The following is an 18,534-nucleotide window of genomic DNA, read 5'->3' on the forward strand; positions in this document are numbered from 1 at the left end:
TGTGTCCGTTGTGCCCTCGGAGTTGACAAGATGTGGACATGCATGACGAGGGGGCTGCGCCCGAGACCGAGGAACCGGCCCCGCCCGCGTCCGCTCCGCCGCGCGGGCGCCGGGTCGCCGGCGCGACCGGCCGCGGCCTGAAGCGGGCGGGTACGGCGACCGGCTCCGCCGCGACGTACACCTTCCGTCAGGCGCGGCGCGCCTCGCACGCCGAGGGCGCCGGCGACTCCGGCCTCTACCGGCTGATCGAGCTGCACGCGTTCAACGCCGCCGGCGACGCCGCGGTGGCGATCTCGCTGGCGGGCACCCTGTTCTTCGCCCAGCCCGGCGAGGCCCGTGGGCAGGTGGCCCTGTTCCTCGGCCTGACGATGCTGCCGTTCGCCATCGTCGCTCCCCTGCTCGGCCCGTTCCTGGACCGGTTCAGCCACGGCCGGCGCTGGGCGATCGGCAGCACGATGGCCCTGCGCGCGTTCCTGTGCTGGCTGATGGCCGACGCCGTCGCCACCCAGTCCCTGGCGATGTTCCCCACCGCCCTCGGTGTGCTCGTCTCCTCCAAGGCGTACGGCGTGGCCCGCGCCGCGACGGTCCCCCGCCTCCAGCCACCGACGCTGACCCTGGTCAAGGCCAACAGCCGGATCTCGCTGGCCGGGGTGGTGGGCGCCGGGATCGCGGCGCCGTTCGCGGCGGGAGCCGCGACCTTCGGCGCGCAGTGGTCGCTGCGGTTCGCGTTCGTGGTCTTCGCCGCCGCGACGATCCTCTCGATCCTGCTGCCCGCGAAGGCCGACGCCCACGGCGGCGAGCTCGGGGTCAGCCTGAGCGGCGGTGACAAGAAGAAGTTCCGCGTTCCCGCCGACCTCGTCTTCGCCCTGCGGTGCAACGCCGGACTGCGGATGCTCTCGGGCTTCCTGACGATGTACATGGCCTTCCTGCTGCGCCAGCACCCGCTGCCGGGCTGGGAGAACCGCACCACGCTGTTGATGGCGCTGGTGATCGGCGCCGCGGGGTTGGGCAACACCGTCGGGATCGGGCTCGGGTCCATCCTCACCCGGCTCAGACCCTCGGTCACGGTGGTCGTGGCGCTGCTGGCGGACGCGACCGCCGCGGTGGTCGTGGCGCTGTTCTACGGGCTGGTGCCCGCCGTGATCCTCGGCCTGACTGCAGGCATCGCCCAGGCGATGGGGAAGCTGGTGCTGGACGCGACGATCCAGCGCGAGGTGCCCGAGCGCAACCGCACCTCCGCGTTCGCGCGCTCCGAGACCCTGCTCCAGCTGTCCTGGGTGGTCGGCGGCTTCATCGGGATCGCGCTGCCGCTCCAGGTGGGCGGCAAGGTGGTCCCCGAGCTGGGCCTGGGCGTCCTGGCCACCCTGATGGTCGGCTGGACGGTGTTCGTGCTGCTCAAGCGGCCCGGACGGGCCTCGGAGGAGCCTGCGACCGCAGGCTCCGGGCCGCAGCCCGGCTGAGGGTGCCGCTCACCGCGAGCGGCGCCCAGAGCTCGCTGCCCAGAGCTCGCTGCCCAGAGCTCGGGCCTAGAGCTCCAGCTCGTCGGCCAGGCCACGGAGCAGCTTGGCGGTGGGCCGGGCGGTCTTGGCGTCGGGGCGGCGGCCGTGACGGTAGGCCTCCTCGACACCCTCGAGGAGGCGGATCAGGTCCTCGACGATCCCGACCATCTCCTCGGGGTTCTTGCGCTGCGCCTCACGCCGGTTCGCGGCGACCGACGGCGGGGCGTCGAGCACCTTGACCTGGTGGGCCTGCTCGCCCTTGCGGCCCGAGAGGATGCCGAACTCGACCCGGGTCCCGGCCTTGAGCGTGGTGAGCCCGTCGGGCAGGGAGGAGGAGCGGACGTAGACGTCGTCTCCGTCCTCGCGGGAGAGGAAGCCGAAGCCCTTCTCCGCGTCGTACCACTTGACCTTTCCGGTGGGCACGGCACTGCCTTTCTGTCTTGCTCGTCATGACTGGGCCGATGTCTGCCGGCCCGGGGAGTGCACAGCGTACGTGCTGCCCCCAGGGCCCACGAACCAGTTTCGGACGCTGGGCGCGTCTTGACCAGCCCACCGGGCAGGCGTCCGGCCCGGCAGCGGGGACGCTAGCCGCCCTGCCGCTCGCGGGGGCCCTCGACGAGGCGCTCGAGGACGAAGGCGTCCAGCCAGGCCGGGAACTCCGCGAGGTCGGTGAGCACCACGTCGGTGCCCGCCTCCACGAGCTCGTCGCGGGTGCAGCCACCGGTGAGCACCGAGACGCTCACGGCGTCCGCCGCCAGGGCGCCCTCCACGTCGTGCACGTGGTCGCCGACGTAGACCTGGGCCCCGTGCCGCCGCAGCACCTCCCCCTTCCCGGCTCCCCAGACCCGGCCCTCGACGACGTCGACGTCGAGGCCGAGGTGGTCGACGTGCAGCTGGGCGTTGGGCGTGTGCTTGCCGGTGACCAGGACGATGCGCCCGTCGTGACGGCGTACGGCGGCCAGCGCATCGGCCACCTCGGGGAACGCGGGCGTCGGCTCGACGGCGAGGTCGGGGTAGATCTCCCGGAACCGGTCGGCGGCCGCCTCGATCCGGTCAGGGTCCAGGTGCGGCTGCAGCAGCATCTCCAGAGGCGGGCCGAGCCTGGTGGTCATGTCGGTGGTGGGGAACTCCACCCCCAGCTCGGCCCCGAGGGCCTCCAGGGTCGCGGCGAAGCCCACCACGGTGTCGATCAGCGTCATGTCGAGGTCGAACCCCACGACCAGCCGGGCACGCATGGCGCCAAGGCTACGGGGTTCCGTCCGCGATTCCGGCGGCACTCTGGGGGTCCCGGCGCCGCTTGGTTAACCTCTTCTCGTGACGGCGCTCGAGAACAAGCCCCAGAACCAGGTGAGCCACCTGACGGCCGAGGACGTCGAGGCGCTCGGACGCGAGCTCGAGGACATCCGCGAATCGGTGCTGGAGAGCCGCGGCGAGGTCGACGCGGCGTACATCCGCCGGGTGATCGACACGCAGCGCAAGCTGGAGATGACCGGCCGGGCACTGCTGCTCGCGAGCCGCTACCGGCCGGCCTGGGTGCTCGGCACCGCCTGCCTGGCGCTCGCCAAGATCCTGGACAACATGGAGATCGGCCACAACGTCATGCACGGCCAGTGGGACTGGATGCGTGACCCGAAGATCCACTCGAGCACCTGGGAGTGGGACCACGCCTCACCCGCCGCGCAGTGGAAGCGGGCGCACAACGTCCAGCACCACACGTTCACCAACATCCTGGGCAAGGACAACGACCTCGGCTACGGCATCATGCGCGTCGACGAGGACCAGCCCTGGAAGCCGCGCTACCTCGTGCAGCCGCTGTGGAACTTCCTCAACGCCTGCATCTTCGAGTACGGCATCGCGATGTACGACATGGAGATCGGCGACCACCTCCGCCAGAAGCGCGGGGTCACCCCCGAGCTGCGCGCGAGCATCCGGCAGACCGCCGGGAAGGTCGCCCGCCAGGCCGCGAAGGACTACGTGCTGTTCCCCGCCCTCTCCGGGCGCGCCTGGCGCCGGACGCTGGCCGCGAACATCACCGCGAACGTGGTCCGCAACGTCTGGTCGCACTCGGTGATCATGTGCGGCCACTTCCCCGAGGGCGTGGAGACCTTCGAGCAGGAGTCGCTGCCGGTCACCGAGACCAAGGGCGAGTGGTACCTGCGCCAGATGCTGGGCTCGGCCAACATCACCGGCAGCCCGATGATGCACCTGCTCAGCGGCAACCTCTCCCACCAGATCGAGCACCACCTGTTCCCCGACCTGCCGAGCCGGCGCTACGCCGAGATCGCCCCGCGCGTCCGGGCCGTCTTCGAGCGCCACGGGCTGCGCTACCACGCCGCCCCGCTCGTGCGGCAGGTCGGCAGCGCGTGGCACAAGGTGGTCCGGCTCTCGCTGCCCAACGACTGGCTGGCCGAGACGAACGTGCGCACCGCCCCCCGACAGCTCGCCCGGCTGTTCCGCAGCGAGGTCCCTGCCTGAGCGACCCTCCGCCCCAGCCCGTGGCTCAGCCGGGCAGGCGAGAGCGGACGACGGCGTCGAGCACCCCCAGCGGGAGGGACCCGGAGTCCAGGACCGCGGAGTGGAACCGCTTGACCTCGAAAGCAGCCCCCTGCCGTGCCTGCGCGTCGGCGCGCATCCGCTGGATCTCCAGGCGGCCCACCATGTACGACGTGGCCTGACCCGGCAGCACGACGTAGCGGTCGATCTCCGGCCGGACCACGCCCTCGGCCAGCGGCGAGTTCGCGAGCATGTACTCGACCGCCTGCTCGCGGCTCCAGCCCAGGGCGTGCAGCCCGGTGTCAACGACGAGGCGGCAGGCACGCAACGAGTCGGCGGCGCACATCCCGATCCGGTCCACCGCCGTGCTGTAGAGCCCCATCTCGTCGGCCAGGCGCTCGGTGTAGAGCCCCCAGCCCTCGGCGTACGCCGAGTTGTTCAGGTGCTTGCGGAACTCGGGGACGTCGTCGAGCTCGCTGGCGATGGCGATCTGCAGGTGGTGGCCGGGGATGCCCTCGTGGAAGGCCATCGACTCCAGCTCGAAGGTGCCCCAGGCGGTGGGGTCGGAGATGTTGACGAAGAAGGTGCCCCCGCGGCTGCCGTCGCTGGCCGGTGGGTAGTAGAACGCCAGCGGGCCGGTCATCGTGGACTGCACGTCGCACGGCGCCTCGGGCAGCACCTCGAACCACTCCGGCATCGCCTCCCAGGCGCGGGCCATCGCCACCTCGGAGTCGTCGACGATCTGCTGGCCGGACTCGAAGTGCAGCCGCGGGTCGGTCCGCATCGCCTCGAAGATGCCGGCGAGGTCGTCGGTGCCGACGACCTCGGGGCCGAGCGCCCGGTACTCCTCGGCGAGCTTCGCGACCTGCTCGAGCCCGATCTCGTGGATCTCCTGCGCGGACTTGTCCGTGGTGGTGAACAGCCGCAGGCTGGAGGCGTAGGCGGCCTCGCCGTCCTCGACCCAGCTCAGGCCGCAGCGGTCGTCGGGGCGGCTGACCGGCAGCACCTCGTCGCGCAGGACGTCGCGGTAGGCCCGCATGCCGGGGCGGACCTCGGACTCCACGACCGCGCGCAGCCGTGCCTTCCACGCGTCGGCGTCCATCCCGTGCGGCGGCGAGCTGGTGACCAGCAGCGGGTCGTCGGCGACCGGCTTGGCCAGCAGCTCGTCGAGCTGGGTGAGCGTGTCCGCCGTCGCGAACCTCGCCGGGACGCGGCCGGAGGCGACGCCCTCGCGGTGCCGCTCGGCGAGCTGGCGGTAGTAGCGGGCCAACCCCCGGAACTTCTCCACGAGGGCGTCGGCGACCTCGGGGTCAGGCAGCGCCAGCATGCCGACCACAATCGGCATGTCCACCTGGATGCCGAAGACGGGGTCGACGGCGAACTCGGTCAGGCGGTGCTCGATCAGCTCCGCGCGGGTGGTGGCGTCGGAGACCAGCACGTCGCGGGTGACCCGCTGCTGTGGGTCCAGGTCGTCGTCCGCGATCGCCCGGGCCCGGTCCACGAACCCGCGCAGGGCAGCGACGTCGCGGTCCTCGTCCTCCCGGGTCACGGCCTCGAACCGGTCCGCCCGACGGTAGTCACCGAGCATGTGGCCCTCGGTGGGGTGCGTGTCGAGGTAGTGCTCCCAGTACGCCGCGGCCAGGGTCTCGATCTCGCTCATCGCTCGTCCTTCGTGTCGGTGGTCCCGAGGCCGAGGATCTCGTAGGTCTCCTCGCGCATCTGCACTTTGCGGATCTTGCCGGTCACCGTCATCGGGAACTCCTCGACCAGGAGCACGTAGCGCGGGATCTTGTAGTGCGCCAGCCGGCCGGAGGCGAACTCCCGCACCTTCGCCTCGTCGAGGGGCTGGGCGCCGGCGCGCAGCTTGATCCAGGCGGCCAGCTCCTCGCCGTAGCGCTCGTCGGGTACGCCGATGACCTGCACGTCCTCGACGTCGGGATGGGTGTAGAGGAACTCCTCGATCTCGCGCGGGTAAATGTTCTCCCCGCCCCGGATCACCATGTCCTTGATCCGGCCGACGATGTTGCAGTAGCCGTCCTCGCGCATCTCGGCGAGGTCACCGGCGTGCATCCAGCCGTCGGCGTCGATCGCCTCGGCCGTCTTCTCCTGCCCCTCGGGGTCGTCCAGCGGCCAGTAGCCGAGCATCACCGAGTAGCCCCTGGTGCAGAACTCCCCCGGCTCGCCGCGTTCCAGCGTCTCGCCGGTGGCCGGGTCGACGATCTTGACCTCCACGTGCGGGTGCACCCGCCCGATCGTGGCCGTACGACGGTCCAGGTCGTCGTCCGCACGGGTCTGGCAGGAGACCGGCGAGGTCTCGGTCATGCCGTAGGCGATCGCCACCTCCTCCATGTGCATGTCCTCGATGCAGCGCTTCATCACCTCCACCGGGCAGATGGAGCCGGCCATCACACCGGTGCGCAGGTGGGAGAGGTCGTGGTCGGCGAAGCTCGGGTCGTTCTGGATCGCGATGAACATCGTCGGCACGCCGTACAGGCCGGTGCACCGCTCCGCGGCCGTGGCCTCGAGCGTGATCGCGGGGTCGAAGCCGGGCGCGGGGATCACCATCGTCGCGCCGTGGGTGGTGCAGCCGAGGTTGCCCATCACCATGCCGAAGCAGTGGTAGAAGGGCACCGGGATGCACAACCGGTCCTCGTGGGTGAAGTTGATCAGCTCGGTGGTGAAGAACCCGTTGTTGAGGATGTTGCGGTGGCTCAGGGTCGCGCCCTTGGGGTAGCCGGTGGTCCCGGAGGTGTACTGGATGTTGATCGCGTCGCCCGGGTCCAGGGTCGCCATCCGTGACGCCACGGCGTCCTCGGGCAGCCCCTCGCCCTCGGCGAGGAGCGCGGCCCAGTCCTCGGTGCCGATGTGGACGACCCGCTCGAGGCTGCCGCCGTTGGCCGAGCCGGCCGAGACCTGGGGCCACACCTCCTCGACCATCGCCCGGTAGTCGCTGCTCTTGAACGACTCGGCGCTGAACAGCAGCCGCAGGCCGGACTGGTTCACGGCGTAGGAGAGCTCGTGGGTGCGGTAGGAGGGGTTGACGTTGACCAGGATCGCCCCGACCTTGGCGCTGGCGAACTGCGCGATCGTCCACTCCGCACAGTTCGGCGCCCAGATCCCGACCCGGTCGCCCTTCTCGATGCCCGTGCCGATCAGCCCGCGGGCCAGGGCGTTCACGTCCCGGTCGAGCTCCGCGTAGGTCCATCGCCTCCCCGTGGCGAACTCGACCAGCGCCTCGTTCTCGCCGTGCTCGCGCACGGTGCCTTCGAAGTTGGCGCCGATGGTCTCCTCGATCAGGGCCGGGCTGGTCTCACCGGCGGCGTAGGACTCCATCCCAGGAACCTACCGAGGCGACCGGGGAAGCGACAGGATCGACTCAGCCCATGCCGCCGTCGACGGCGAGCACGGCGCCGGTGACCATCCGAGCCTCGGGTGAGGACAGGTAGCGGATCGCGGCCGCGATCTCCGCCGGCGCGATCGTCCCCGACAGCATCATCATCAGCCGGTCCGCGACCCGGGTGTCGAGGTCGTCGGTGATCTTCTCGAACACCTCGGCCACGATCGGGGTGTCGACGGTTCCCGGGCAGATCGCGTTGACCCGGATGCCCTCGGGCGAGAGCTCGAGGGCCAGCGCGCGGGTGAGCATGGTGAGTCCGCCCTTGGCTGCGGCGTACGCCGTCGTGTAGGGCTGTGGCACCCGGCCCGCGACCGACGAGACGTTGACGATGTTGCCGGTGCACGCGCGGACGAGCGGCAGCGCCGCCTGCATCACCATGAACGGGCCCTTGAGGTCGATGTCATGCACCCGGTCCTACTCGGCGTCGGTGATCGTCTCGAACCGGCCGAACTGCACCACCCCCGCGACGTTGGCGAGCACGTCGATCCGGCCCTCGCCCGAGCAGGCCGCGATCGCGGCGTCCACCGACGAACGGTCACCCACGTCGCACGCGACGTGGGTGACGCCCTCGGGGACGCTGTCGCGCAGGTCGAGCCCGTAGACCCGCTCCCCCATCTCGGCGAACATCGCGGCAGTTGCGTGGCCGATCCCCGAGGCGGCTCCGGTGACGACGACGACGCGTGGCTCGGCAGTGCTCAACGGATGCCTCCTGGACCGTGGGACCGACGGTCAGGGCACTGCGCCGTCGGTAGGCCCGGACGCTACCAGCGACCTAGAACGTGTTCTAGGTTCGTTCGCGGGACACCGACCCGCTCCAGGTAGGCCGACGCCTCGCGCTCGGTCCAGTCGCGGCTCTCCCGCAGGCCCTCGGCGAGCATCGCGACGTACGCCGCCGACGGCTCGGTGCGCTCGACGTGGTCGAGGCCGTGCGGCGCCGTGAACAGCAGCATCGGGGCGCCCTCGAGCCGGCCCACCTCGACGAGGGTCTCGTAGCGACCCGGCCCGGCGCTGTGCCGACCACCGTCGATCCCACCGATCAACAGCTCCTCCAGCGGGTCGTCCTCCTGCGGGAGGCGATACATCTCCTGCGCCGCGATGTCCGCGAACTGCTGGGCGGTGACCAGGTAGGCGCGCGCCGCGGTGGGCGCTCCCCGAGCGGGGTCCTGGGTGTCGTGGTCGTAGAAGGCGACACCGCCGCCCCACTGCCGCGACTCGCCGGCGAAGTACAGCGTGCCCGGGAGGTCCACCGGCACGCTCCGGGTCGGCAGACGCCGATTCCGGGCGCCGGGGTTGGCGCGGCTGCCGCCCGGCGGGACGCCGCCCTCGAGGTAGGCCGCGAGCCGCCCGGCCGCCATGTTGGACCCGTAACTGACGTACCAGACCTCGCCGTGGACGGGCAGCTGTTCGGCGGCAGGATCCTCAGGCATCGCCCTCGACGTTACCGAACGGCCTTGCAAGCGAACGGTGTGGTCACCGAACCTTGACCGATGAGCAGTCCCGATGCCGAGCGCGTGCACCCGGAGACGGCGCAGGAGTGGCGGGCGTGGCTCGATGCCCACCACGAATCGTACGCCGGGGTGTGGCAGGTCTCGTGGCGCAGGCACACCGGGCGCCCCACCGTCAGCTACGACCAGGCGGTCACCGAGGCGCTCGCGGTCGGGTGGGTGGACAGCAAGGGGCAGCGCCTCGACGAGGACCGGACGATGCTGTGGTTCGGCCCACGTCGGGCCACCAGCGGCTGGTCACGCCCGAACAAGCAGCGCATCGAGCGGCTGTACGCCGAGGGCCGGATGGGCCCGGCCGGCCAGGCCGCGATCGACACGGCCCGGGCGAACGGCACCTGGACCCTGCTCGACGCCGTGGAGGACCTCGTCGTACCCGAGGACCTGGCTGCGGCGCTCGCCGCACACCCCGGCGCGCACGAGACCTGGGAGGGCTTCCCGCGGTCGGTCAAGCGCGGTCTCCTGGAGTGGATCGTCACCGCGAAGCGGGCGCCCACCCGGGAGGCCCGCATCGCCGAGACGGCCGAGAAGGCGGCGCGGGGCGAGCGCGCCCACCGGCTGTAGTCGCTCAGTCGTGCGCGCCCCGCACCACCCGGTCGTGGCGCAGCGAGGACGCCTTGGTCTCCTTGGCGAACAGGACCGCCACGATCGTGATCAGCGCGGCGACCGCGACGTAGACCCCGACCGCGAACGTGTCCTTCTCCTCTGCCGACCCGAGCAAGCGCACCGCGATGATCGGCGCCAGCGCACCGGCGAAGATCGAGGCGAGCTGGTAGCCGACCGAGGCACCGGTGTAGCGCACCGAGGTACCGAAGAGCTCGGAGAAGAACGCCGCCTGCGGCGCATACATCAGCGTGTGGAAGAACAACCCGACCACGACCGCGAGCAGGATCTGCCCCGGGCTGTTGGAGTCGAGCAGGCCGAAGAAGACGAACCCCCAGACCCCCACGCCGACGGCTCCGGTGAAGTAGAGCGGCCGCCGACCGACCTTGTCGGAGAGCGCGCCGATCGCCGGGACGAGGAAGAACTGCAGGGCGGCACCGATCAGCAGCATCCTCAGGATCACGTCGTTCTTCTGGTCCAGGTAGGTGGTGACGTAGGTGATCGAGACGATCGTGAAGATGTAGTAGCTGATGTTCTCCGCCATCCGCATCCCCATCGCGATGAAGACCTCCTTGGGGTAGGTCCTGATCACCTCGACGATCGGCATGTGCGAGGACTCGTCCTTCTTGGCCGCGATCTCGGCCTTGGCCTCCTTGAAGACCGGCGACTCCTCGAGCTGGAGCCGGACCCACAGCCCGATCAGCACCAGCACGGCGGAGAGCAGGAACGGGATCCGCCAGCCCCAGGCCTCGAAGTCGGCGTCACTCTGGAAGGCGGCCAGCACGAACAGCACCCCGGTGGCCAGCAGGTTGCCCAGCGGGACGCCCGCCTGTGGCCACGAGGACCAGTACCCGCGGCGTGCCTCGCTGCCGTGCTCGGCGGCCATCAGCACCGCTCCGCCCCACTCCCCGCCGACGGCGAAGCCCTGGAGCAACCGGCACACCAGCAGCAGGATCGGTGCACCGATGCCGATGGTGGCGTACGTCGGCAGCAGCCCGATCGCGAAGGTCGCGGCGCCCATCAACATCAGCGCGACCACGAGCATCTTCTTGCGCCCGACCCGGTCACCGAAGTGGCCGAAGACCACCCCGCCGAGCGGCCGGGCGACGAACCCGACGGCGTAGGTGCCGAACGCCAGCAGGGTGGCGTTGACCGGGTCTGCGTCCGGGAAGAACAGCTTGCCGAAGACGAGCGCGGCAGCCGAGCCGTAGAGGAAGAAGTCGTACCACTCCACGGCCGTGCCGACCAGGCTGGCGAAGACGACCTTGACGATGCCGTTCTCCTCGCCGCGGGACTGCTCCTCAGGGTTCAGGGGGGTGCTCATGGTGGACATCTGCGGCTCCTGGGGGGTGCGGCGGGTGGTTCGGTCAGGCGGCTGTCCAGCCGCCGTCGAGCAGGTAGGAGGACCCGTTGATCGAGGCGGTGCCGGGTCCGCACAGGAACGCGACCACCGCGGCGACCTCGTCGGGCTCGACAAGCCGCTTGACCGGCGTACGCGCGAGCAGGACCTGGTCGAGCACCTCGTCCTCGGCGATGCCGTGGCTGCGCGCCTGGTCGGCGATCTGGCCCTCGACCAACGGCGTGCGCACGTAACCGGGGCACACGGTGTTGCTGGTGACCCCCTTCTCGGCCCCCTCGAGCGCGATCACCTTGGACAGCCCCTCGAGCCCGTGCTTGGCGCTGACGTAGGCGGACTTGTACGGCGAGGCACGGAGGCCGTGCACGGAGGAGAGGTGCACGATCCGGCCCCAGCCGGCGGCGTACATCCCCGGCAGCAGCGCGCGGGTCAGCAGGAACGGCGCGTGCAGCATCACCCGGTGGATCTGGGCGAACCTCTCGGGGTCGAACTCCTCGATCGGCGCGACGTGCTGGATGCCGGCGTTGTTGACCAGGATGTCGATGCCGCGGTCGCCGAGCCCGAGGCCCTCGATCGAGCCGGCGTCGGCGAGGTCGGCGACGAGGTGCTCTCCGCCGACGTCGGCCGCCACCTGCTTGACCCCGTCCTCGTCCCGATCGAGGAGGAGGACGTGGGCACCGTCAGCGGCGAGGCGGCCGGCGACGGCGCGGCCGATGCCGCTGGCGGCCCCGGTGACCAGCGCGGTGTGTTCTCCGAGCGTGCTGTCCATGGATCAGGACGCTACGTGACGAAGATCACTCCCGCTACCGCTCGGCCACCCCGGATTCACTTGCGGCGCCGTCGGGGTCTGCGAACTCTCGCCCCGCACCGGGCGCCACCGTAGGATCGGACGGATGCCCACCCCCGCCCCGCGCACCCTCGCCGACCAGTTCCGCAGCTGGCCGGACGCGAAGCTGGCCGCGCTGCTGGAGGCCCGTCCCGACCTGGCCACCCCCGCACCGCACGACTCCGCGCAGCTCGCCGCGCGAGTGGTGGTCAAGGCCTCGGTGCTGCGGGCGCTCGACGGCCTGGACGCGCTCGAGCTCACCGTGCTCCAGGCGATCGTCCAGGAGGACGACCCCGCCGGCCTGCCGGCCCGGCCGGCGGCCATAGCCGAGGCGATCGAGCGGCTGGAGCAGCTCGCGCTCGTCTGGGGGTCGCCGCCCAGGCCGGTCCTGGTCGTCGGCGACCTGCTCCGGCTCCCGGCCGGCCCGCCTGCCGAGGAGGCGGCCCGCCTGCTCGAGGCCGCCGCACCACCGGCCCGGGCGATCCTGGACCACCTGGACGAGAACGGCGTCGACGGCAGGTGGAGCGGCGGTGCCGGCCCGACCGCCGATCTCGTCGCCGCCGGCCTGCTCGCCCGCACCGACGAGCGCCACGTGACGGTGCCGTGGTCGGTCCGGCTGGCGCTGCGGGTCGCGAGCGGCCGGCCGCTGGACGAGCCACCCGGGCTGGCCACCTCCGGGCGCGACCAGTCGATGATCGACCGGGCTGCCGCCGGCGCCGCCTTCGAGCTGGTACGCCGCGTCGAGCTCCTCCTCGACCGCTGGGGCACCCACCCCCCGGCGGCGCTGAAGGCCGGCGGTCTCGGCGTACGCGAGCTGCGCGCGGCGGCCACCCTGCTCCACATCGAGGTCGGCGTGGCAGCGCTGGTGATCGAGACGGCGGCGGCCGCGGGGCTGCTGGACCAGGGCCTGGGTCCCTCGATGAGCGGCGAGAACGACGCGGCCTGGTTGCCCACCGAGGCGTTCGACGCCTGGCAGCTCGGGTCGAGCGCCGAGCGCTGGGTGGTGCTGGCCCGCGCCTGGATGACCAACCCCCGACTCGTCTCCGCGGTCGGTGGCCGCGTGGCCGACAAGCCGGTGAACGCACTCTCCCCCGACCTCGCCCGGACCTGGCAGGTGGGGCTGCGCGCCGACGTGCTCGAGGAGCTCGGCGGCCTGGACGAGGGCCAGGTGCTCGCGAGCGGTACCGGTGTCCCCTCGCTGATCGACCGGATGCGCTGGCGCCGTCCGCGCCGCCCGGCGATGCGGCTCAACCAGGTCACGCCCACCCTCGAGGAGGCGGCGCTGCTCGGGATCACCGGGCTGGACGGCTACTCCACCTTCGGTCGCGAGCTGGTCGCGGGCAACGACCCCACCAAGGTGCTCGACGACCTGCTCCCGGCCCCCGTGGACCAGGTGCTGCTCCAGGCCGACCTCACGGCGATCGCCCCGGGACCGCTGGAGCAGGAGCTCGCGCGGAAGCTGGCGCTGGTCGCCGACGTGGAGTCGCGCGGCGGGGCGACGGTCTACCGGTTCGCCGCGTCGTCGGTCCGGCGGGCCTTCGACGCAGGCTGGTCGGCCGCCGAGGTGCACGAGTTCGTCGCCGAGACCTCGCGCACGCCGGTCCCGCAGTCGCTGACCTACCTCATCGACGACGTCTCCCGCCGCTTCGGCACCTTGCGGGCGGGACATGCGGAGTCGTTCCTGCGCAGTGACGACGAGACCGCGCTGACCGAGCTGCTGCACGCGGCCGGCGCCGAGTCGCTGCGCCTGCGCCGGATCGCGCCGACGGTGGTGATCTCCGACGTACCCCTGGGCACCCTGCTCCCCCGGATCCGCGAGCTCGGGCTGGCGCCGGTCGTGGAGGCCGCCGACGGCACCGTCCGGGTCGCGCGGCCCGACGTCTTCCGCGCACGGTCCCCGCGCCGCAAGCCGACCGCTCCCCCGCGGGTGCGGGCCGTCGCGCACACCACGGCCGTGGTGGCAGCGGTGCGCGCCGGGGACCGGGCCGCCGCCTCCCGGCCGACCCGCGGGGCCAGCGCCTCCAGCCCGACCGACGTGATCGCGATGCTGCGCCAGGCCGCCGAGTCCCGCGAGCAGCTGCTGATCGGCTACGTCGGCAACGACGGCACCGTCGCCGAGCGGGTGGTCAGCCCCGAGCGCGTCGAGGGCGGTCGCCTCACGGCGTACGACGAGCGCAGCGACGCGTCCCGCACCTTCGCCATCCACCGGATCACCGCGGTGTCCAAGCCCGTGTCCTGAGCGCCGCTGCGCGGATCGCTGCGCCGGGTCTTGACTGGTCAGTGAGGCTGGTGGGGTGTCGCGTCCCCGATGCCTGATCTCGCTGTTGGTCTGCCTCGTCCTGACCGGCTGCTCCGGCACCGGTGACCAGAGGGAGCCCGACCGCGCCGAACAGGGATCCCCTACACCCGGACCCGCGAAGACCGAGCTGCCGGAACCGCTGGCGCAGGCTCTGTCGGGCCGCCCACCGGTCTCCACCTCGCCGAGACAGCTGGTCGCACACGTCGTGGCCGCAGAGGGGGCGATCGACCAGCCGTCCACACCGCCCCATGTGCTCGCGGCGGCCGGCCACCTGCAGCAGGTGGCCTACCGGACGCTGGCCAGCCGGCCGCAGTGGGACGCGAAGGTCCGCCGCGCCCTGCCACCCGGGCTGGTCCGGGTGGTCGCCGACAACGTCGCCTCGCGCCGGGCGTTCCGGTCGATGCACCCCACCGCACGGGCCGACCTCCACACGGACCTGCCTGCCTGGCGGATCGTCCCGGCAGCCCCAGCCGCCGAGCTCCTCGGCCACTACCGCGCCGCGGAGAAGCGGTTCGGCGTCGACTGGGCCTACCTGGCGTCGATCAACCTCGTGGAGACCAGCATGGGCCGGATCCGGGGCACCTCGGTGGCCGGCGCCCAGGGACCGATGCAGTTCCTGCCCACGACGTGGGACATCTACGGTCGCGGCGACATCAACTCCGTGCGCGACTCGATTCTGGCGGCGGCCCGCTTCCTGCGCGCCCACGGGTTCAACGAACCGGGCGGCCGGCCGGGCGCCCTGTATCGCTACAACAACTCCAACGCCTACGTGCGAGGGGTTTCCCTCGTGGCCAGGCAGATCCAGCAGCGCCCCCGCGCCTTCCACGGCTACTACCACTGGAAGGTCTACTACCTCACTCGCCAGGGCAGCGTGCTGCTCCCGGAGGGGTTCTCCTCCACCCGCCGCATCCCCGTGCGCACGTGGCTGACGCAGAACCCGGACTCGCGCCCCTCCGACCCGTGAGCTCGGAAGCCCGGGCTCAAACCATGGCCTGAGACGGGAGCTGCTCAGGCACTGGACCACGGGGGGCATCCGCCCCTGCCTCCGACGTATGTTTGACCGCATGCCTTATGCAGACTGGGCGTCGGTCACGCGTGCCCTCGACACCACGCTGGAGCGCCTCACCGACGGGGAGTTCCTCATCCTCGGCGAGCCGGTCTCCTTGCGCAGACCCAGCCGCGGCCAGTTCCCTCTGCCCCACCGCGAAGCCAGCACCCGCTACGTGCAGGTGCTCCGGGTCGGCGAGGTCCTCTCGGCCGAGTGCGTGGGCGCCACCTCGATGGGCGGCACCTGGACCATGGCCCAGCACACGATCGAGCAGCTCCGCGGCCTCGGCTGGCTCACCCCGGCGGAGTGCCTGGTCGAGTTCGGCACCGTGACCCCCAACTTCGGCCAGTACGTCGACGTGGAGACCGCAGGCGCCCTACCCGACGTACTCGCCGCCAGCCTGGCCGTGCTCGGCGCCCGCCCCGAGTCCCTGGTCCTGGAGCACGCCGGCGGACTCGTCCGGCAGCCGATGGTCCCCTCGCAGGAGCGTCGGCGGCCGCTGGGCGAGCGCCCCTGGGCCTAGGGTCCCCGCCTGCGCTCGCCTCGAACCGCCGCCGAGGACACCGCGCCCAGCGGCCCGAATGGTGCTGCCGCGAGGACCGGTCCGTAGACTCGGCCTCCTATGAGCGACGGCCCCCTGATCGTCCAGTCCGACAAGACCCTGCTGCTGGAGATCGACCACGAGCAGGCCGACGCCTGCCGCAAGGCGATCGCCCCGTTCGCCGAGCTCGAGCGCAGTCCGGAGCACATCCACACCTACCGGCTCACGCCGCTCGGCCTCTGGAATGCGCGGGCCGCCGGGCACGACGCGGAGCAGGTCGTCAACGTGTTGCTGACCTTCAGCCGGTACGCCGTCCCGCACGCGCTGCTGGTCGACGTGGCCGAGACGATGGCGCGCTACGGAAGGCTCCGGCTCGACAAGGACCCCGTGCACGGCCTCGTCCTGAGCAGCGTCGACCGCGCGGTCTTCGAGGAGGTCGTCCGCTCCAAGAAGATCGCCGGGATGCTCGGTGAGCGCCTCGACAACCTGCCGGGCCAGGAGGGCAGCGTCGCGGTCCACCCGAGCCAGCGCGGCAACCTCAAGCAGGCGCTGCTCAAGCTCGGCTGGCCGGCCGAGGACTTCGCCGGGTACGTCGACGGCGAGGCCCACCCGATCGCGCTCGACGAGTCCGGGTGGACGCTGCGCCCCTACCAGCGCGAGGCGGCCGAGTCCTTCTGGCACGGCGGCTCCGGGGTCGTCGTACTCCCCTGTGGCGCCGGCAAGACGCTCGTCGGAGCCGCTGCGATGGCCGAGGCGCAGGCCACCACCCTGATCCTGGTGACCAACACGGTCAGCGCGCGGCAGTGGAAGGCCGAGCTGGTCAAGCGCACCAGCCTCACCGAGGACGAGATCGGGGAGTACAGCGGCGCGAAGAAGGAGATCAAGCCGGTCACCATCGCGACGTACCAGGTGCTCACGATGCGCCGTAAGGGCGTCTACCCCCACCTCGAGCTCCTCGACGCCAAGGACTGGGGCCTGATCGTGTACGACGAGGTCCACCTGCTCCCGGCTCCCATCTTCCGGATGACCGCCGACCTCCAGGCGCGCCGGCGGATCGGGCTGACCGCCACCCTGGTGCGCGAGGACGGCCGCGAGGGCGACGTCTTCAGCCTGATCGGCCCCAAGCGGTACGACGCGCCCTGGAAGGACATCGAGAGCCAGGGCTGGATCGCGCCCGCCGACTGCGTCGAGGTGCGGGTGACCCTGCCCGAGGGCGAGCGGATCGCCTACGCCACCGCCGAGCCCGAGGAGCGCTACCGGCTGGCCAGCTGCACCCACGCCAAGGTGCTGATCGCCGAGCAGCTGGTCAAGAAGCACCAGGGCGAGCCCACCCTGGTGATCGGGCAGTACCTCGAGCAGCTCGACGAGCTCGCCGAGCACCTCGACGCCCCGGTGATCAAGGGTGAGACCAGCGTGAAGGAGCGCGAGCGGCTCTACGCCGAGTTCCGCTCCGGCGAGATCGACCTGCTGGTGGTCTCCAAGGTGGCCAACTTCTCCATCGACCTGCCCGAGGCTGCGGTGGCCATCCAGGTCAGTGGCTCCTTCGGCTCCCGGCAGGAGGAGGCCCAGCGGCTGGGCCGGTTGCTGCGGCCGAAGGCCGACCAGCGGACCGCCCGGTTCTACACGATCGTCAGCCGCGACACGGTGGACGCCGACTTCGCCCAGAACCGGCAGCGGTTCCTGGCCGAGCAGGGCTACGCCTACCGGATCGTGGATGCGGACGACCTGTGAGAAATCCGCCCTCGTAGGCTGGCAGGGTGAGCAAGCACCAGGTCCTCCTCCTCGAGAACATCCACCCCGCCGCGACCGAGGTCTTCGAGCGCAACGGGCTCGTCGTACACACCCGCCCGGGATCGTTGGGTGAGGACGAGCTGATCGAGGCGCTCCAGGGCATGTCGATGGTGGGGATCCGGTCGAACACCAAGGTCACCGAGAAGGTCCTCGCCAGCGCCCCGGACCTGCTCGCGGTGGGCGCCTTCTGCATCGGCACCAACCAGATCGACCTCACCGCCGCCGCCCAGCGCGGCGTCGCGGCGTTCAACGCGCCTTACTCCAACACCCGCAGCGTGGTCGAGCTGGTGATCGGCGAGATCATCGCGCTGGCCCGCCGGCTGACCGAGAAGACCCAGCGGATGCACGACGGCATCTGGGACAAGTCGGCCGAGGGCAGCCACGAGGTCCGCGGGCGCACGCTGGGCATCGTCGGCTACGGCAACATCGGCACCCAGCTCTCCAACCTCGCCGAGGCCCTCGGGTTCCGGGTGATCTTCTTCGACAAGGCCGACCGGCTGGCCCACGGCAACGCCCGCCGGGTGAACACGCTCGAGGAGCTGCTCGAGCAGGCCGACGTGGTCAGCCTCCACGTGGACGGCCGCCCGGGCAACGCCGGCTTCTTCGGCGCCGCCCAGTTCGCCCGGATGAAGCCGCGGTCGCTGTTCATCAACGCCGCCCGCGGGATGGTCGTGGACGACGTCGCCCTGCGCGAGCACATACTGTCCGGACACATCGCCGGCGCCGCCCTCGACGTCTTCCCGATCGAGCCCAAGGCCCAGGGAGAGCCGTTCGAGTCGGTGCTGCGCGGCCTGCCCAACGTGATCCTCACCCCCCACGTCGGCGGGTCCACCCAGGAGGCGCAGGAGGAGATCGGCTACTTCGTCTCGGGCAAGCTCACCCGGTTCCTCACCGCCGGGAGCACCGAGCTGTCGGTGAACCTCCCCGAGGTGGCCGCCCCGGCGCTGGAGAGCGGTTCCAGGATCGCGCTGCTGCACCACAACGTCCCGGGTGTGCTCGCCTCGGTCAACCAGGTCCTTGCCGACCAGGACGCCAACGTGACCGCGCAGTACCTCTCCACCCGGGGAGAGCAGGGGTACGTCGTCACCGACGTGACCACCCAGCTGGCGGCCGACGCCCTCGAGGGACTGCGGACGGCCGACCACACGATCTGGCTGCGGACCTACTCGGCCTGATCG

General features: G+C 71.5%; 15 protein-coding genes and 1 pseudogene. 8 read left to right on the top strand and 8 right to left on the bottom strand.

The window, feature by feature from the left end:
- The first annotated feature begins 38 nt into the window (after positions 1-38).
- Positions 39-1,460, top strand: a complete 1,422-nt coding sequence (locus AC4BGB_RS08200) for an MFS transporter (protein WP_490546288.1) — start codon at positions 39-41, stop codon at positions 1,458-1,460.
- Between the two features lie 66 nt (positions 1,461-1,526).
- On the opposite strand, the gene AC4BGB_RS08205 is transcribed toward AC4BGB_RS08200, so the two are convergent.
- A complete protein-coding gene (locus AC4BGB_RS08205; protein ID WP_490546289.1) occupies positions 1,527-1,922 on the bottom strand; it encodes a cold-shock protein in 396 nt (131 codons plus the stop codon).
- Between the two features lie 161 nt (positions 1,923-2,083).
- Positions 2,084-2,734 (bottom strand): HAD family hydrolase, encoded by a 651-nt coding sequence (locus AC4BGB_RS08210; RefSeq protein WP_490546290.1) that lies wholly within the window; start codon positions 2,732-2,734, stop codon positions 2,084-2,086.
- A gap of 79 nt (positions 2,735-2,813) precedes the next feature.
- Here AC4BGB_RS08210 and AC4BGB_RS08215 point away from each other — a divergent pair, with 79 nt between their 5' ends.
- Complete coding sequence (locus AC4BGB_RS08215; RefSeq protein WP_490546291.1) at positions 2,814-3,974, top strand: fatty acid desaturase family protein; 1,161 nt, start codon at positions 2,814-2,816, stop codon at positions 3,972-3,974.
- 25 nt (positions 3,975-3,999) lie between these two features.
- On the opposite strand, the gene AC4BGB_RS08220 is transcribed toward AC4BGB_RS08215, so the two are convergent.
- The 4 genes and pseudogenes from AC4BGB_RS08220 to AC4BGB_RS08235 form a co-directional block, all read right to left on the bottom strand.
- On the bottom strand, positions 4,000-5,652 hold the full coding sequence (locus AC4BGB_RS08220) for a DUF885 domain-containing protein (RefSeq protein ID WP_490546292.1): 1,653 nt from the start codon (positions 5,650-5,652) through the stop codon (positions 4,000-4,002).
- Positions 5,649-7,325, bottom strand: coding sequence for an AMP-binding protein (locus AC4BGB_RS08225; protein ID WP_490546293.1), 1,677 nt, complete (start codon positions 7,323-7,325; stop codon positions 5,649-5,651). The genes AC4BGB_RS08220 and AC4BGB_RS08225 overlap by 4 nt, the downstream gene beginning before the upstream one ends.
- 43 nt (positions 7,326-7,368) lie before the next feature.
- Positions 7,369-8,088: pseudogene (locus AC4BGB_RS08230) on the bottom strand (SDR family NAD(P)-dependent oxidoreductase).
- A gap of 62 nt (positions 8,089-8,150) precedes the next feature.
- Positions 8,151-8,816 carry a histone deacetylase gene (locus AC4BGB_RS08235; protein ID WP_490546294.1) on the bottom strand — a complete coding sequence of 222 codons (666 nt, stop codon included), beginning with the start codon at positions 8,814-8,816 and terminating at the stop codon, positions 8,151-8,153.
- Positions 8,817-8,876: 60 nt separating this feature from the next.
- Here AC4BGB_RS08235 and AC4BGB_RS08240 point away from each other — a divergent pair, with 60 nt between their 5' ends.
- Complete coding sequence (locus AC4BGB_RS08240; RefSeq protein ID WP_490546295.1) at positions 8,877-9,455, top strand: YdeI/OmpD-associated family protein; 579 nt, start codon at positions 8,877-8,879, stop codon at positions 9,453-9,455.
- A gap of 4 nt (positions 9,456-9,459) precedes the next feature.
- On the opposite strand, the gene AC4BGB_RS08245 is transcribed toward AC4BGB_RS08240, so the two are convergent.
- Both AC4BGB_RS08245 and AC4BGB_RS08250 read right to left on the bottom strand, forming a co-directional pair.
- The gene (locus AC4BGB_RS08245) at positions 9,460-10,827 is read right to left on the bottom strand and encodes an MFS transporter (RefSeq protein WP_490546296.1); all 1,368 of its coding nucleotides are present in this window, start codon (positions 10,825-10,827) and stop codon (positions 9,460-9,462) included.
- A gap of 34 nt (positions 10,828-10,861) precedes the next feature.
- Positions 10,862-11,620, bottom strand: coding sequence for a 3-hydroxybutyrate dehydrogenase (locus AC4BGB_RS08250; RefSeq protein ID WP_490546297.1), 759 nt, complete (start codon positions 11,618-11,620; stop codon positions 10,862-10,864).
- A 124-nt stretch (positions 11,621-11,744) separates the two neighbouring features.
- Between AC4BGB_RS08250 and AC4BGB_RS08255 the strand changes: the two genes are divergently transcribed.
- The 5 genes from AC4BGB_RS08255 (at position 11,745) to serA (ending at position 18,531) form a co-directional block, all read left to right on the top strand.
- Positions 11,745-13,916 carry a helicase-associated domain-containing protein gene (locus AC4BGB_RS08255; RefSeq protein WP_490546298.1) on the top strand — a complete coding sequence of 724 codons (2,172 nt, stop codon included), beginning with the start codon at positions 11,745-11,747 and terminating at the stop codon, positions 13,914-13,916.
- Positions 13,917-13,971: 55 nt separating this feature from the next.
- A complete protein-coding gene (locus tag AC4BGB_RS08260) occupies positions 13,972-14,940 on the top strand; it encodes a lytic transglycosylase domain-containing protein (RefSeq protein WP_490546299.1) in 969 nt (322 codons plus the stop codon).
- Positions 14,941-15,040: 100 nt separating this feature from the next.
- Positions 15,041-15,547: a TY-Chap domain-containing protein gene (locus AC4BGB_RS08265; RefSeq protein WP_490546300.1), complete on the top strand. Its 507-nt coding sequence runs from the start codon at positions 15,041-15,043 to the stop codon at positions 15,545-15,547.
- 99 nt (positions 15,548-15,646) lie between these two features.
- Complete coding sequence (locus AC4BGB_RS08270) at positions 15,647-17,296, top strand: DNA repair helicase XPB (protein ID WP_490546301.1); 1,650 nt, start codon at positions 15,647-15,649, stop codon at positions 17,294-17,296.
- A 26-nt stretch (positions 17,297-17,322) separates the two neighbouring features.
- Complete coding sequence (gene serA / locus AC4BGB_RS08275; protein WP_490546302.1) at positions 17,323-18,531, top strand: phosphoglycerate dehydrogenase; 1,209 nt, start codon at positions 17,323-17,325, stop codon at positions 18,529-18,531.
- Positions 18,532-18,534 lie beyond the last annotated feature (3 nt).

It is taken from the genome of Nocardioides sp. Z30_9 (genome assembly GCF_058215735.1).